This is a genomic window from Caulobacter sp. DWR1-3-2b1 (assembly GCF_049895765.1).
Lineage (GTDB): Bacteria > Pseudomonadota > Alphaproteobacteria > Caulobacterales > Caulobacteraceae > Caulobacter.
The window spans coordinates 95,884-110,135 of sequence record NZ_JAFCSZ010000007.1 but is presented as its reverse complement, the minus strand read 5'-3'; the positions used below and the strand labels follow the sequence as shown (position 1 = coordinate 110,135).

The following is a 14,252-nucleotide window of genomic DNA, read 5'->3' as shown; positions in this document are numbered from 1 at the left end:
CCGTCATGACCGACAAGAACATCACCAAGGACGCCATGTACGACGCGGTGGCGCCGGACGACTTCGAGGCCATGCTCGAACTCGACCGCTACAACAACCGCTCCACGGCCTTCGACAAGATCATTTCCGCGACCCACGACCACTTCTGGGATCCGCTGGACAAGACCTATATCGATTTCGACGTCCCCTTCGACATGGAGAACCAGGCCCTGGTTCCCGAGGAGCTGGTGATCGCCCTGTCGACCGACTACGTCTCCAATCACCTCAGCGATCCCAAGACGCGCATCCGCTTCATCAACCAGTCGGTGCTGCGCAGCTTCTCGTCGATCCTGCATGGCGAGCAGGGCGCGCTGAACCTGTCGGCGTCGCTGTGCCACGTGCTCAAGGACCAGGGCGCGCAGGAATACGCCGCCAACCAGACCCGCGAAGAAGCCCGCCACGTCACGGCCTTCGCCAAATATATCAAGGCCCGCTGGGGTCGCCCGGTCGAGTGCGGCCCGGCCCTGAAGACCCTGCTGGTCGAGATCATCGGCGCGCCCGAGGTCTACAAGAAGATCATCGGCATGCAGATGCTGGTCGAGGGCCTGGCCATGGGCGCCTTCGCCACCTTCTACAACCAGATCAATGATCCGGTCGGCAAGAAGATGCTGCAGCTGGTGATGACCGACGAGGCCTTCCACCACAAGTTCGGCAAGATCTGGGCCGACCGCACGGTGCCCAAGCTGTCGCCCGAGGAACATGCGATCATCGAGGACTGGGCGGCGCACTGCTTCCAGACCCTGCTGTTCAACCTGGTCTCGCCGCACCAGCAGCTGGATCTCTATGCCGAGTTCGGCCTGGATCCCGACAAGGTGGTCGAGGAGTACGGGAAGATCATGACCGACGACCTGCGTCGGGAGAACATGAAGGAACAGACCAACATCTTCCGGGTGCTGGTCAAGACGCTGCTGAACGCCGGTATCATCACCGACCGCACCAAGGCCTTCTACGCCATGTATGTCGACATCGATGAACTGAGAAGCGAAGGCGACCGGATGGTCGGCGACGACATCGCCGAGGAGGGCATCCGCCACCTGCAGGCCATCAACTTCCGCGATCGGCCCGCCCCGGCGGTCAGCATCGCGGCCGAATAGGCGCTTCCGCGCTGGAGACCAGACCGCTCGCCCGGAACACGGGCGGGCGGTTTGCGTTTGAGTTCCTTTATTGGCAAGGTCCACTCCATGCGCAGTCTCAACCTGATCTCCGCCGGCGCGCTCGTTTGCTCCCTCGGCTTCGCTGGCATGGCCGGCTCCGCCCAAGCCGCGGCCAAGCCGCCGGCCAAGGCCGTCTCGGCCGAGTTCTACTCGGGCAAATGGTACGAGATCGCCCGTACGCCCAATTCCGGCCAGCGCGACTGCGAGGCCGCCTCCACCCAGTTCACCAGCACTGGCGCCAACGGCTTCAAGGTCGTGCAGATCTGCCGCAAGGGCTCGGCCTCGGGCGCGGCCAAGACCTTCAACACCACGGGCAAGATCGTGGCCGGAACGCCCAAGAGCGCCAAGTTCTCGATGAGCTTCCTGGGCGGGCTGAAGAAGCAAGAATACTGGGTGCTGGACCGCGCCGACGACCAGTCCTGGGCGATCATGGCCACGCCCGGCGGCAACTATGTCTGGTTGCTGTCGCGCAAGGCGGTGATGAGCCCAGCGGCCAGGGAAGCCGCCTTGGCTCGCGTCAAGACGCTGGGCTACGCCAAGCTCGAATTCCCCGCCCAGCCCGGAGCCTGATCGCATGAAGCTCTGGCTCCTTGCCCTGCCCCTGCTACTGGCCGCCTGCGTCGCCGGTCCCAGCGGCAACCCCAGTCCGCCCCAGCCGGCCAAGTCCGTCGAGCTCGATCGCTATCTGGGCCGCTGGTACGAGGTCGCTCGCTACGACATGCGGTTCGAGAAGGGCTGCGAAGGCGTCACCGCCGAATACTCCACGCGTCCCGACGGCCTGATCCGGGTGCTCAACACCTGCCATCAGGGCGCAGTCGACGGTCCGGTCAAGACCAGCGAAGGCAAGGCCAGGGTGGTCGACACGGCCACCAACGCCAAGCTGAAGGTCTCGTTCTTCGGTCCGTTCTGGGGCGACTATTGGGTGATGGACCGCGCCGACGACTACAGCTGGGCGATCGTCGGCGAGGGCTCGGGCAAGTATCTCTGGCTGCTCACCCGCAAGCTGCCCACTGACCTGGAGCGCGAAGCCCTGACCGCACGGGCCAAGGCTTTGGGCTACGACACCGCAATGCTGCGCCCGACCAAGCATTTCTAGCGCCCAATTGGCGTCCGAGTGGTACCGCTAGAGCCCTTTCCGACCTGATGGCTTCATCAGGGTCGGGCGAAAAGGGCTCTAAATCAAAAGTTTAGAGCATTTTTCGATCCGATAACCGTTTCACACTTATCGGAAAATGCTCTAGTGGGACGCTTGGCGAGCTTCCAGGACGGAGGCGATCCGCTCCAGTGTGCGATTGAGCTGCTTGGTCTCTTCTAGGTGAGCCGCCATATAGGCGACATGAGCGTCAACTGCGGGCGTGGCCTTTTTCATCCGGCTCATGAAGAACACCCACACTCCAACCACCAAAATGATGGGGAGCAGATTGATGATTATGCTGGTGAGGGTCATGGGAGCGGGCTCGATCTTGCTGTGACGCTTAGCGGTCAAGCTAGCGATGTCACATTGGGCTTGTCACGCGAACAAAGCTGGAACAGGATCGCGCCATGGACGTCGTGATCGACCTGCGCAGGTCGCGGCCCGAGACCACCGACGCGGTCACCCGCGGGGCGGCGCGATTCCTGGTTTCGCTGGGCTACGCACCCTTGGCGGAAGTAACCCTGCCCAATAGCCGGCGCGCCGACCTGATGGCGCTGGGGCCCAAGGGCGACATCATCATCGTTGAGGTGAAGTCAGGCCTCGAGGATTTTCGCATCGACCGCAAATGGCCCGAATACGCGCCCTATTGCGACGGTTTCTATTTCGCGGTCGCGCCGCATTTTCCGGACGGCATCCTGCCTGAAGAACCGGGCCTGATCGTCGCTGACGCCTTTGGCGGCGCCGTGGTGCGCGAAGCCCCGGTCGCGCCCCTGGCTCCGGCGAGGCGCAAGGCCCTCACCCTGGCTTTCGCGCGGCTGGGAGCCATGCGGGCGGCCGGCGTAAAGGCCGACCAGCTTTAGTTGTCTCGCACCACTTTCAGCACCGCCTCGCCGTAGCGATCCAGCTTGCCCTGCCCCACCCCGCCGGCCTTGGCGAGGGCAGGCAGGCTGGCCGGACGCGCGGCGGCGATCTCGGCCAGAGTGGCGTCGTGGAAGATCACATAGGGCGGCACGTGCTGGGCCTGGGCCTGCTCCTTGCGCCAGGCGCGCAGAGCCTCGAACAGGGCCTGATCCTCCAGCGGCACGGTCAGGGCCTTGCCCTCGCGACGCTTGCGCGGCGCGCCCGACCGCGTGCTGGAGTCCGAAGCCTCGACCTGCTGGCGCAGACTAACCCGGCGCTCGCCGCGATACACCGCCTTGACGCCCTCGACTTCGCCGAGACCGATCAAGGGACGACCGTCATTGGGGTCCTCGCGCAGCAGCCCCTCGAACACCAGGGTGTCGAGCAGGTCGCGCCAGGTTCCGGGACTGTATTCGCGACCGATGCCGAAGGTCGACATCTGGGCCTCCTGCGGGGTGACGTCCTTGGTCTTGCCCAGAAGGTGGTCGATCAGGCGGCCGCGCCCGAACCGTCCGCCCAAGCGGTGAGCGGCCGACAGCGCCTTCTGGGCAGCCTCGGTAGCGTCGATCCCCTGGGGCGGCGAGGTGCAGATGTCGCAAACCCCGCACCGGGCCACGCCCTCCTCGCCGAAATAACGACGCACGGCGGCGGCGCGGCAGGTGACGCCCTCCAGCATGGCGTAGAACTGCCGCAGCTTGCGGGTCTGGACCTGGCGCACATCGTCGGGAGCCTCCCGGCCTTCGATCCGCTTGCTGGCCCAGGCCATGTCGGCCGAGCCGTACAGCGTGATCCCTTCCGCCGGCTGGCCGTCACGTCCGGCGCGACCGATCTCCTGCCAATAGGCCTCGATGGCGGCGGGCGGATCGGCATGGATCACGAAGCGGACGTCGGGCTTGTCGACGCCCATGCCGAAGGCGATGGTCGCCACCATCACGGCGGCGTCGGCCTCAAGGAACTCCTCCAGCCGCCGTGCCCGGACGTTCTTGTCGAGGCCGGCGTGATAGGCGAGGGCCGGAACACCCTGGGCGATCAGCTTCTCGGCCAGCTTCTCGGTGGAGTCTCGGCTGCCGGCATAGACGACGCCGGCGCGGCCCGGTCGCTCCAGCACCAGCTCGACGACCCGGTCATGACCTTTGCCGCGCTTGCGCTCGGCGTTCAACGCCAGTTCGGGGCGGGCGAAGCTGTCGACAAATTCGGCGGCGCCTTCAAGGCGAAGTTCGGCGCGGATGTCGTCGCGGGTCCGGGCGTCGGCCGTGGCGGTGACGGCCAGGCGCGGAACGTTGGGAAACACCTCGGCGATGCGGCCCAGCATCCGGTATTCGGGCCGGAAATCGTGCCCCCACTGGCTGACGCAGTGCGCCTCGTCGACGGCGACCAGGGCCAGGTTCAGGCGCGACAGCCGGTCCAGCATCGACGGCTGCATCAGGCCCTCGGGCGACAGATACAGCAGGTCGAGCTGGCCCTCGTCGATGCGCCGCCAGATATCGGCGCGCTCGCCCGGCAATGTGTTGCTGTCCAGCCGCTCGGCCGCGACGCCGGCCTGTTGCAGCCCGGCCACCTGGTCAGCCATCAGGGCGATCAGCGGCGAGACCACCAAACCCAGGCCCGGCCGGATCAGGGCGGGGATCTGGTAGCACAGGCTCTTGCCGCCGCCGGTCGGCAGCACGGCCATGGCGCTGCGCCCGGCCAGCAGCTCGCCGATCACGCCGGCCTGCAAACCCCGGAAGTCGGCATGGCCGAACGTCCGGCGCAGCACGTCGCGGGCGGTGTCGAGAGCGGTCTCGGGGGGAGCGGAATCAAGGTTCGTGGGCACGTCGGACTTGTGACAGCGGGGATGCGCAGCGCCAAGCCATTCCTCGCGCGGCGATCGTAAGGAAGATCACCTTACTCAATCCCAAATCGCTACCTTGGAATTTCGCCACGCCGCCACAAGAGCGCCGCCTTCGACGTTCACCTCTCGTCAATCTTGTCGCGCGTTTGGTGGGCTTCAGCTAAACGGGACGCTGGCGCGCGCCCTCCGACGCGCCCTGGGATAAACGACGACATGGCCAACGGCACCTTCGGCGGAAACAGGGCGGCGAAGCCGCAACGCACGCCGCTGCAAGCCGCCCTCTACTGGAGCGCGGTGCTGGGCGTCTGGGGCCTGATCTTCATCGTCGCCTTCTTCGCCGTGTTCGCCAGCGACCTGCCCGACACGTCCAAGCTCTATGACGTCAAGCGCCAGCCCTCGATCAACTATCTGGATCGCTCGGGCGCCCTGCTGGCCGTGCGCGGCAGCCAATATGCGCCGCCGGTCGATATCGACGCCCTGCCGAAATATGTCCCGGCCGCCTTCGTGGCCATCGAGGACCGCCAGTTCTATCGCCACTTCGGGTTTAACCCCTGGGGCATCATGCGCTCGATCGCCTGGAACATGACCCATGATGGGCCCCAGCGCGGCGGCTCGACCATCACCCAGCAGCTGGCTCGCAACCTATTCCTCAGTCCGGCCCAGAACTATCGCCGCAAGGCCCAGGAGCTGATCCTGGCTGTCTGGCTGGAGCTGAAGTTCAGCAAGAAGCAGATCCTCGCCCTTTATATGAACCGGGTCTATTTCGGGGCCGGCGCCTATGGCATTGAGGCCGCCTCGCAGCGCTATTTCAACAAGCCCGCCGACCAGCTGACCATCGGCGAATCCGCCCTGCTGGCCGGCATGATGAAGGGCCCGGCCCGCTATTCGCCCGTCAGCGCCAGCGAGCGCGCCGCCCGCCGCGCCACCGTCGTGCTCGACGAGATGGTCCGCATCCGCGCCATCACCGCCGAAGAGCGCGACGAGGCCTTCAAGACCCCCGTGCAGGTCTCGGCCACCCTGGCCAACCAGCGCGCCCAGTATTTCACCGACTATATCGACGCTCAGGTGCGCTCTCTGGTCGGCGAGCCGACCGAGGACCTGGTCGTCGAGACCACCCTGGACCTGCCGATCCAGGTCGCCGCCGAACGCTCGGTAAAGCTGGGCGTCGAGGGCCATATCAAGCAGGGCGTCGAGCAGGCGGCCTTGGTGGCCATCGACGGCGAAGGCCGTATCCGCGCCTATGTCGGCGGCGCCGACTATGGCGAGACCCAGTTCGACCGCGCCACCACCGCCCGCCGCCAGGCGGGCAGCGCCTTCAAGCCGTTCGTCTTCCTGACCGCGATGGAACAGGGCCGCACGCCCAATGTCATCGTGGTCGATGAGCCGGTGAAAATCGGCAACTGGGAGCCCAAGAACTACACCAACAAGTTCCTGGGTCCGATCACCCTCCAGACGGCCTTGGCCCAGTCCATCAACACGGTCGCCGCGCGCCTGGCCAATGAGGTCGGCACAAGCAATGTCGCCTCCACCGCCCGCCGCCTGGGCATCGCCAGCAAGATCCAGCTGGACCCGTCCATGTCCCTTGGCGCCGTCGAGGTCAGCCCGCTGGAGATGTCCCAGGCCTATGCTCCGTTCTCGAACGGCGGCTTCCTGGCCAAGGGCTATGGCATCGAGCGCATCCGCACCGCCAGCGGCCAGGTGTTGTACGATCACGGCGTCGAGAAGGTGTCGCGCGCGGCCGTGATCGGCTCACCGGCCCTGCAATATATGAACCAGATGATGCGCCAGGTCGTGACCTCGGGCACCGGGACCCGCGCCAAGGTTGCGGGCTATGACATCGCCGGCAAGACGGGCACCACCAGCGACTATCGCGACGCCTGGTTCGTCGGCTACAGCGGCGGCTTCGTCACCGCCGTCTGGACCGGCAAAGACAATAACACGCCGATGAAGAAGGTGACCGGCGGCGGCGCCCCGGCCGAGATCTGGCGTAACTTCATGACGGCCGCCCTGCCCCGCCTGAAGTCCACCCCGATCCCCGGCGGCGTCATTGACCCCCCGCCGGTGGCTGGCGAGGACCCCATCGGAGATTTGATCGATCCGTCTGCGCCGGAAGGGCCGAGCGCCGAGGTCCCGGCCTCGACGACGCCGCCTGCCGATAACTTGCCCTACTAGGCTCACGGGTTTCGCGCCGGGGGCTCAAGTCGCTACTGCACACTGCTGGGCGTAAACTCGCCCCTCGCAATCGCGCCTTCGCGGCCTTAACTAGGGCACTCGCAGCGCGGGACGGCGTAGGTCCCCGTCGAGCTGATCCGGAGTCGTCCATGTCGCTGAGAGTCGCCGTCCAGATGGACCCCGTTCAGGGGATCAACATCGACACCGACACCACCTTCCTGATGATGATGGAAGCCCAGCTGCGGGGCCACAAGCTGTGGTTCTACACACCCGACAAGCTGTCGATGGAAGACGGCCGGGTGTTCGCCCGCGCCCAGTCGCTAGTGCTGACGGCGACCAAAGGCGCCCACGCCACGCTCGGCGAGATGCAACTGCTCGACATGAAGGACGATGTCGATGTGGTGCTGATGCGCCAGGATCCGCCGTTCGACATGGCCTACATCACCGCCACTCACTTTCTTGAAAAGGTCCACCCGCACACCCTGGTGGTCAACAATCCGGCCGAGGTGCGCAATGCACCCGAAAAGCTGTTCGTCACCGATTTCCCCGGCGTGCAGCCGCCGACCCTGATCACCAGCGACTACGAGGCGATCTACGACTTCCGCGCCCGGCATGGCGATATCGTGCTCAAGCCCCTCTACGGCGGCGGTGGTTCGGGCGTGGCGCGACTGCTGGCCGATGATCCCAATCTCGACGCCCTGCTGGAACTGCACGCCATGATCAGCCGCGAGCAGGTGATCGCCCAGAAGTTTGTTCCGGCCGTCAGCAAGGGCGACAAGCGCGTCCTGCTGGTCGACGGCGAGCCGGTCGGCGCGATCAACCGCGTGCCGGCGGCGGGTCAGGTGCGCTCGAACCTTCGGGTTGGCGGACGGGCCGAGGCTGTTGACCTGACCGCGCGCGACCTGGAGCTCTGCAGGATCATCGGCCCGGAGCTGAAGCGGCGCGGCCTGCTTTTCGTCGGCATCGACGTGATCGGCGATTACCTCACCGAAATCAACGTAACCTCTCCCACCGGAGCCCAACAACTGAAGCGTTTCAGCGGAATCGACGCCGCCGCCGCTCTCTGGGACCGTATCGAAGCGATCCGCGCGCAAGCTTAGGTAAGGCTCAGTCGGTGGATGAAGTGCGTGTGATAGCACGCTGATTTCCCGAAACGTTCGTTTTTCGTTCTTGCTCTGCTCTTCACGTCATGTTTCGTGTGTGGATAAGTCGACCTTATCCGGAGGCGGGCATGGCCGCAAAAGTCGTCACGGTTGCATTTGAAGGCGTCGAGGCGCGCCGGGTCGATGTCGAGGTTCAGCTGACCAGTGGTCAGCAAATCTTCGTCATCGTCGGCCTGGCCGACAAGGCCGTCGCCGAGAGCCGCGAACGGGTGCGCGGGGCCTTTGCCGGGCTTGGCCTGTCGCTGCCCGGCAAGCGCATCGTCGCCAATCTGGCGCCCGCCGACATGCCCAAGGAAGGCACGCACTTCGATCTCCCCATCGCTCTCGCCGTAATGGCGGCGATCGGCGTGATCCCGCAGGACGCCCTCGATGGCTGGGCGGCCATGGGCGAGCTGTCACTGGACGGCCGCATAGTCCCGGCGGCCGGAGCGCTTCCCGCGGCGATGGCGGCGGGCGCCATGGGCCTTGGTCTGATCTGCCCCGAGGCCAGCGGACCGGAGGCGGCCTGGGCCGGCGGCACGCGCATCCTCGCACCACGCTCGCTGGTGTCGCTGATCAACCATTTTCGGGGCAGCCAGGTGCTTTCCGCGCCGTCGCCCGGTCCGGTCATCGAGGGCGAGCGGGGCAAGGACCTGCGCGACGTCAAGGGTCAGGAGCACGCCAAGCGCGCCCTGGAGATCGCCGCCGCCGGCGGTCACAACCTGCTTTTTGTCGGTCCACCGGGATCGGGCAAGTCGATGCTGGCCCAGCGCCTGCCGGGCCTGCTGCCGCCCCTGACCTCGACCGAGCTGTTGCAGACCTCCATGGTCCATTCGGTGGCGGGACTCATTGCGCGCGGGGCGCTGACCCGGGCGCGGCCGTTCCGATCGCCGCATCACTCGGCCAGCATGGCGGCCCTGACCGGCGGTGGGCACAAGGCCAAGCCGGGCGAGGTCTCGCTGGCGCATAATGGCGTGCTGTTTCTCGATGAGCTTCCGGAGTTCGGCGTCCAGGCCCTCGATAGCCTGCGCGGCCCGCTGGAGACCGGCGAGGTCATGGTGGCTCGCGCCAACGCCCATGTGCGCTATCCGGCCAAGGTGCAACTAGTGGCGGCCATGAACCCTTGCAGATGCGGGCATGGAGGAGCCGGCCGGGGCTATTGCGGCAAGGCCCCGCGCTGCCAGCGCGACTATCAGGGCCGGGTATCAGGCCCGCTGATGGATCGCATCGACTTGTCCGTCGACATGCCCGCCGTCACCGCCGCCGACCTTGCCCTGCCCCCGCCCACCGAAGGCTCGGCGGAGTTCGCCGCCCGGGTGGCGCGGGCTCGGCAGCTGCAGATCGAGCGAGCCGAGGCCCTGGATAGCCCGGAAAGCCTGAACGGCCGCGCCGAGGGCGCCTTCCTCGACAGGATCGTGGCCATCGACGAGGCAGGCCGGGCCCTGCTGACTCGCGCGGCCGAGGCCGGCAAGATCAGCGCCCGGGGCTGGACGCGGGTTCTGCGTCTCTCGCGCACCATCGCCGACCTGGAGGGCGCGGACAGTGTGCGCCGGGTGCATGTGGCCGAGGCCCTGGCTCACCGCCGCTCTGCCGCCCCGGGCGAGGATGTCGCGCCGAGCTTTGGGCAGCCTGTTTTCTGAGGGCCGTGTTTTGACCGGCCGTTAAGCCGCGCAAGCTAGCCTCTCCGCCCATGAGCAGCACCCGTCCCTCCGCCCCCCGCGTGTCCGCTGGCGTCACGCCCGAGCAACTGGCCACCCTGAGCCACGAGTTTCGCACGCCCCTCAACGGCGTGCTGGGCATGGCTCGGCTTCTGGAAGGGACCCGCCTGACGGCCGAGCAGCGGTCCTATGTCACCGCCCTGCGCGAAAGCGGCGATCACCTGCTGTCCCTGGTCAATGACGTGCTGGACTTCGCCCGCCTGGGCGCTACAGCCATCGATCTGGCGCCGGCGCCGGTCGATATCGAGGGCCTGCTGCGCCAGGTCGCCGAGCTGATGAGCCCACGGGCCCACGAGAAGGGCGTCGAGATCGCCTGGGCCGTCTCGCCTGGCCTTCCGACCATCCTGGCCGACGAGGGGCGCCTTAGGCAGATCCTGCTGAACTATGCCGGCAACGCTGTGAAGTTCACGCAGATTGGCGGCGTGCTGCTGACCGCGACCGCCGCGCCGAACGGCCGCGTGCGCTTCAGCGTCGCCGACACCGGGCCGGGTGTCGCACTCGAGGCCCGCGCCAAGATCTTCGAAGCCTTCGTTCAGACCGACGCCAGCCACCGCACTCAGTTGGGCGGGGCCGGGCTGGGCTTGGCTATCGTCGCTCGCCTGGCCCGCGCCATGGACGGCGAGGCCGGGGTCGGCGGGGAGATCGGCAAGGGCGCCGATTTCTGGTTCGAGGCCCCCTTTGCGATCGCGTCGCCGGCTTCGGCTGACCGGCCGCTGGCCGGACGCGTGGTCGCCATTGCCTCGCCCAACCCCGTTGTCCGCATCGCCACCGCCCGCCAGGTCGAGGCCGCCGGCGGCCGGGCCATCGTCGCTGCAGACAAGGCGGCCGCCCTCGCCGCGGCGCCGTCTGATGCGGTGCTGCTGATCGACGCCGCGCTCTGTGGTCCGCGCGGGGCGCTGAAGCCGCCCGCCGACCGCCGCGCCGTGGTGCTGTTGACGCCAGACCAGCGCGGCCGCATCGACCGGCTGAAGACCGCCGGCTTCAGCGGCTATCTGATCAAGCCCCTGCGCGCCGCCTCCATCGTCGCCCAGGTGCTGCAAGCCACCACCCACAGCCCCGCCCCGGCCGACAGGCCCGCCGAGGACGACCGCATCGCCGAGGCCTCGGCCCCGGGCGTCCGCGTGCTGCTGGCCGAGGACAATCCGATCAACGCCCTGCTGGCCCGCACCCTGCTGGAGCGCGAGGGCTGCAAGGTCGACCGCGTCGCCGACGGCGAGCAGGCCGTCGCCGCCCTGTCCAGCGACAGTTATGACCTCATCCTGATGGACGTGCGCATGCCGGTGCTGAATGGCATCGACGCCACCCAGCGCCTGCGGGTCCAAGGCGTGACGACCCCCATCGTCGCCCTGACCGCCGACGCCTTCGATGAGGACCGCCGCGCCTGCCTCGCGGCCGGCATGACGGACTTCCTCGTCAAACCCCTGACCCACGCCGCCCTGCGCGACGTGCTGACCCGCTGGACCGGATCAAAGGCGGCGTCAGCAGGAGCGTCCGGCGTCTGGACGAAATCCGCGACGCGGGCCAAGGTCGCCGGCTAAGCGCGGGGCGTTCCCCGCGAGGGGACGCCGCATGACAGACCAGCCCGTAGCCGCGCCGCAGAAGAAGACCCTTCTTCAGACCCTGGCCTTCTTTGGCGAGCGTCGCAGTCTGGCGATGCTGGGCTTGGGCTTCGCGTCGGGTCTGCCGTTCATGTTGATATTCGACACCCTGTCGCTGTGGCTGCGCGACTCCGGCGTGTCACTGGCGGTGATCGGCTTCTTCTCGCTGGCCACTTTGAGCTTCTCGTTCAAGTTCCTGTGGGCCCCACTGATCGACCGCGCCAAGGTGCCAGTCCTGCACAAGCTGCTGGGCCACAGGCGGGCGTGGATCCTGGTCTTCCAGACCGCGATGATCCTGGGGCTTTGGACGATTTCGACCCTCAATCCGGCGTCGCAGCTGGGGATCCTGGCCGCCGTCGCCGTCGCCGTAGGCTTTGCCACGGCCTCGCACGACGTTGTCCTGGACGCCTGGCGGATCGAGGTGGCCGACAAGGAAGAGCAGGGGCCCATGGCGGTCGCTTATCAGTGGGGCTACCGCGGCGCGATGATCGCGGCGGGCGCCGGCCCCCTGCTGCTGGCCGAACGGTATGGCTGGAATTTCTCCTACGCCGTCATGGGCTTCGTGGTTGGCATCGGGGTGATGGCCACGCTGTGGGCGCCGCGTGAGGCCGAGCACACGGTCCGCCCGATCCCGACCGGCGACGTCAACCAGCCCCGCGCGCTGGAGATCCTGGAATGGATCGCGCGCCTTGGCATCCTGCTGCTCGGCGCCCTGGCCTTGGGTTCGGGCCTGTCGGGCGACGCGTCCCTGCTGTCCAAGCTGATCGGCGGGGAGGCTCTGGCCGAGGCCTGGAAGGCCAAGCCCAACGGCGTCTGGCTGCAACTGCTGGGCGTGCTGACGGGCCTCGCCATCGTGGTGGTGGCCGCCTGGCCGATCCCCAAGGTGCGCACCAAGCCCGGCGTCTACATGTCGGCGGCGTTCGGCGAGCCGCTGATCGACTTCACCAAGCGCTTCCACGGCGTGGCCGGCCTGATCCTGGCGGCGATCTGCGTCTATCGCGTGTCGGACTTCGTGCTCAACATCATGAACCCGTTCTATCGCGACATGGGCTTTACGCTGACCGAGATCGCCGAGATCCGAAAGGTGTTCGGCATCATCGCCTCGATGATCGGCGTCTTCCTGGGCGGGGTGATCGTGGCGCGGCTTGGTCTGATGAAGGCCCTGGTCATCGGCGCCTTCGCCCAGCCGATCAGCAACCTGTTCTTCGCCTGGTTGGCCATGAGCGGTCACAATGTGCCGGTGCTGTTCTGGGCGATCTGCATCGACAACGTAGCCGGCGGCGTCGCCGGCACCGCCCTGATCGCCTATATGTCCAGCCTGACGACGGTGGGCTTCACAGCCACGCAGTATGCGCTGTTCTCGTCGCTCTACGCCCTGCCCGGCAAGCTGCTCGCCTCGCAATCGGGCCGCATCGTCGAGGCCTCGGCCATGGCGGCGGAAGCCGGCGGACCTATCGGCGCGCTGAAGGGCCTGTTCACCCGCCTTCCGCCCGAGAGCTTCACCGCCGCCGGCGCCAAGCTGGGCGTCAGCGCCCCGGCCATGGCGGCGGGCTATACGGCATTCTTCCTCTACACAGCGGTGATCGGGGTGGTGGCCATCGTGCTGTCGTTCATGGTGGCGGCCAAGCAGGGCGAAATTGACCGGCGGGCCGAAGAGGCGGTAGCGGCCCAGGACCCTTCCCCTGAAGGGGGAGGATCTAGAGCCTAGGTCCCCAGACAAACCACCTGAGCCACGCGCAAGTCCCGGCGCAGGCCGTCGGCCACGCGGCCGTAGTTTTCGGTGGTGATCGCCTCGCCCATGGCGAAGTCGCTGCCGCCGCGACGGCGGTGGGGGCCGAGCAGGGTGCGGAGGGTCTCGGGGGCCGTGGTATAGATGCGGCCGCGACGCGGGCTTTCGGCCACCGTCACCCCAATCACCCGCCCGGCGCTGTCGAGGGCTGGGGCACCGGAGAGGCCGGCCAAGGTGCCCTTCAGCGTGTCGGTGCGGCCGACCTCGGCCCAGACCAGCACCGGCTCGGTGCGGGCCCCGCGACCATGGACGACCAGATTCTCGCGCCCCAGCAGGCGCGAGGCGGCCTCGCCCGGATGGCCCTGCGGGAAGCCCGGATGATAGGCGCGCGCGCCCCGACGCAGGGGCTCTTCCAGGCCGAGCGGCACGGCGGGCGCTCCGCCCTCGGTGGTCAGGATGGCGGCGTCGGCGCGCGGGTCGATGGTGATTTTGGCGGCCACGCCTCGCCCGTCGGCCACGACGATGGCGGCCGACTTGCAGCCGTCGACCACGTGGCGAGCGGTCAGCCAGGTGCCGTTGTCCCCCACAGAAAAGGCGGTGCCTGAGCCCGGCTCGGGCTTGGCGGGCACCTGGACGACGATGGACGGATCGAACGGCGAGGCCGGGCCCAGCGGCAGGCCTTCTTCGCCGGGCACCGGCGGCGGCGGCGGCGGGGCGTCGGAACGCTCCTGCCGGCCGACAGCGACGATCAGCAGGGCGCTGACGGCGGCGGCGTAGACCAGCCAGTCTGGAAGCTTGGGAAAATGCACGGGACCTGGCCCTCGCCTTTCCGGA

The 14,252-nt window shown here is 67.5% G+C and carries 12 protein-coding genes; 9 read left to right on the top strand and 3 right to left on the bottom strand.

The window, feature by feature from the left end:
- Positions 1 to 5: 5 nt before the first annotated feature.
- The 3 genes from ACP69S_RS09340 (at position 6) to ACP69S_RS09330 (ending at position 2,289) form a co-directional block, all read left to right on the top strand.
- The gene (locus tag ACP69S_RS09340) at positions 6 to 1,133 is read left to right on the top strand and encodes a ferritin-like domain-containing protein (RefSeq protein ID WP_425996517.1); all 1,128 of its coding nucleotides are present in this window, start codon (positions 6 to 8) and stop codon (positions 1,131 to 1,133) included.
- An 87-nt stretch (positions 1,134 to 1,220) separates the two neighbouring features.
- On the top strand, positions 1,221 to 1,763 hold the full coding sequence (locus ACP69S_RS09335) for a lipocalin family protein (protein WP_425996515.1): 543 nt from the start codon (positions 1,221 to 1,223) through the stop codon (positions 1,761 to 1,763).
- Between the two features lie 4 nt (positions 1,764 to 1,767).
- Positions 1,768 to 2,289, top strand: coding sequence for a lipocalin family protein (locus ACP69S_RS09330; protein WP_425996513.1), 522 nt, complete (start codon positions 1,768 to 1,770; stop codon positions 2,287 to 2,289).
- Between the two features lie 141 nt (positions 2,290 to 2,430).
- Here ACP69S_RS09330 and ACP69S_RS09325 read toward each other — a convergent pair whose 3' ends face one another.
- The gene (locus ACP69S_RS09325) at positions 2,431 to 2,640 is read right to left on the bottom strand and encodes a hypothetical protein (RefSeq protein WP_425996512.1); all 210 of its coding nucleotides are present in this window, start codon (positions 2,638 to 2,640) and stop codon (positions 2,431 to 2,433) included.
- Positions 2,641 to 2,735: 95 nt separating this feature from the next.
- Between ACP69S_RS09325 and mmcB the strand changes: the two genes are divergently transcribed.
- Positions 2,736 to 3,188 (top strand): DNA repair putative endonuclease MmcB, encoded by a 453-nt coding sequence (mmcB, locus tag ACP69S_RS09320; protein ID WP_425996510.1) that lies wholly within the window; start codon positions 2,736 to 2,738, stop codon positions 3,186 to 3,188.
- Here the strand turns inward: mmcB and recQ are convergent.
- Positions 3,185 to 5,041, bottom strand: coding sequence for a DNA helicase RecQ (gene recQ, locus ACP69S_RS09315; RefSeq protein ID WP_425996508.1), 1,857 nt, complete (start codon positions 5,039 to 5,041; stop codon positions 3,185 to 3,187). The two genes, mmcB and recQ, sit on opposite strands and share 4 nt — an antisense overlap.
- A gap of 231 nt (positions 5,042 to 5,272) precedes the next feature.
- Here recQ and ACP69S_RS09310 point away from each other — a divergent pair, with 231 nt between their 5' ends.
- The 5 genes from ACP69S_RS09310 to ACP69S_RS09290 all read left to right on the top strand — a co-directional run bounded on the left by ACP69S_RS09310 (position 5,273) and on the right by ACP69S_RS09290 (position 13,397).
- Positions 5,273 to 7,231, top strand: a complete 1,959-nt coding sequence (locus ACP69S_RS09310) for a transglycosylase domain-containing protein (protein ID WP_425996506.1) — start codon at positions 5,273 to 5,275, stop codon at positions 7,229 to 7,231.
- Between the two features lie 149 nt (positions 7,232 to 7,380).
- Positions 7,381 to 8,331 (top strand): glutathione synthase, encoded by a 951-nt coding sequence (gshB, locus tag ACP69S_RS09305; protein ID WP_425996504.1) that lies wholly within the window; start codon positions 7,381 to 7,383, stop codon positions 8,329 to 8,331.
- A 131-nt stretch (positions 8,332 to 8,462) separates the two neighbouring features.
- The gene (locus ACP69S_RS09300) at positions 8,463 to 10,013 is read left to right on the top strand and encodes a YifB family Mg chelatase-like AAA ATPase (protein ID WP_425996503.1); all 1,551 of its coding nucleotides are present in this window, start codon (positions 8,463 to 8,465) and stop codon (positions 10,011 to 10,013) included.
- Positions 10,014 to 10,063: 50 nt separating this feature from the next.
- Complete coding sequence (locus tag ACP69S_RS09295; RefSeq protein ID WP_425996502.1) at positions 10,064 to 11,629, top strand: response regulator; 1,566 nt, start codon at positions 10,064 to 10,066, stop codon at positions 11,627 to 11,629.
- A gap of 31 nt (positions 11,630 to 11,660) precedes the next feature.
- Entirely contained in the window at positions 11,661 to 13,397 is a 1,737-nt protein-coding gene (locus ACP69S_RS09290) for an AmpG family muropeptide MFS transporter (protein ID WP_425996501.1), read from the top strand.
- On the opposite strand, the gene ACP69S_RS09285 is transcribed toward ACP69S_RS09290, so the two are convergent.
- Positions 13,394 to 14,227 carry a S1 family peptidase gene (locus tag ACP69S_RS09285; protein ID WP_425996500.1) on the bottom strand — a complete coding sequence of 278 codons (834 nt, stop codon included), beginning with the start codon at positions 14,225 to 14,227 and terminating at the stop codon, positions 13,394 to 13,396. The genes ACP69S_RS09290 and ACP69S_RS09285 overlap by 4 nt on opposite strands.
- Between the last annotated feature and the right edge of the window lie 25 nt (positions 14,228 to 14,252).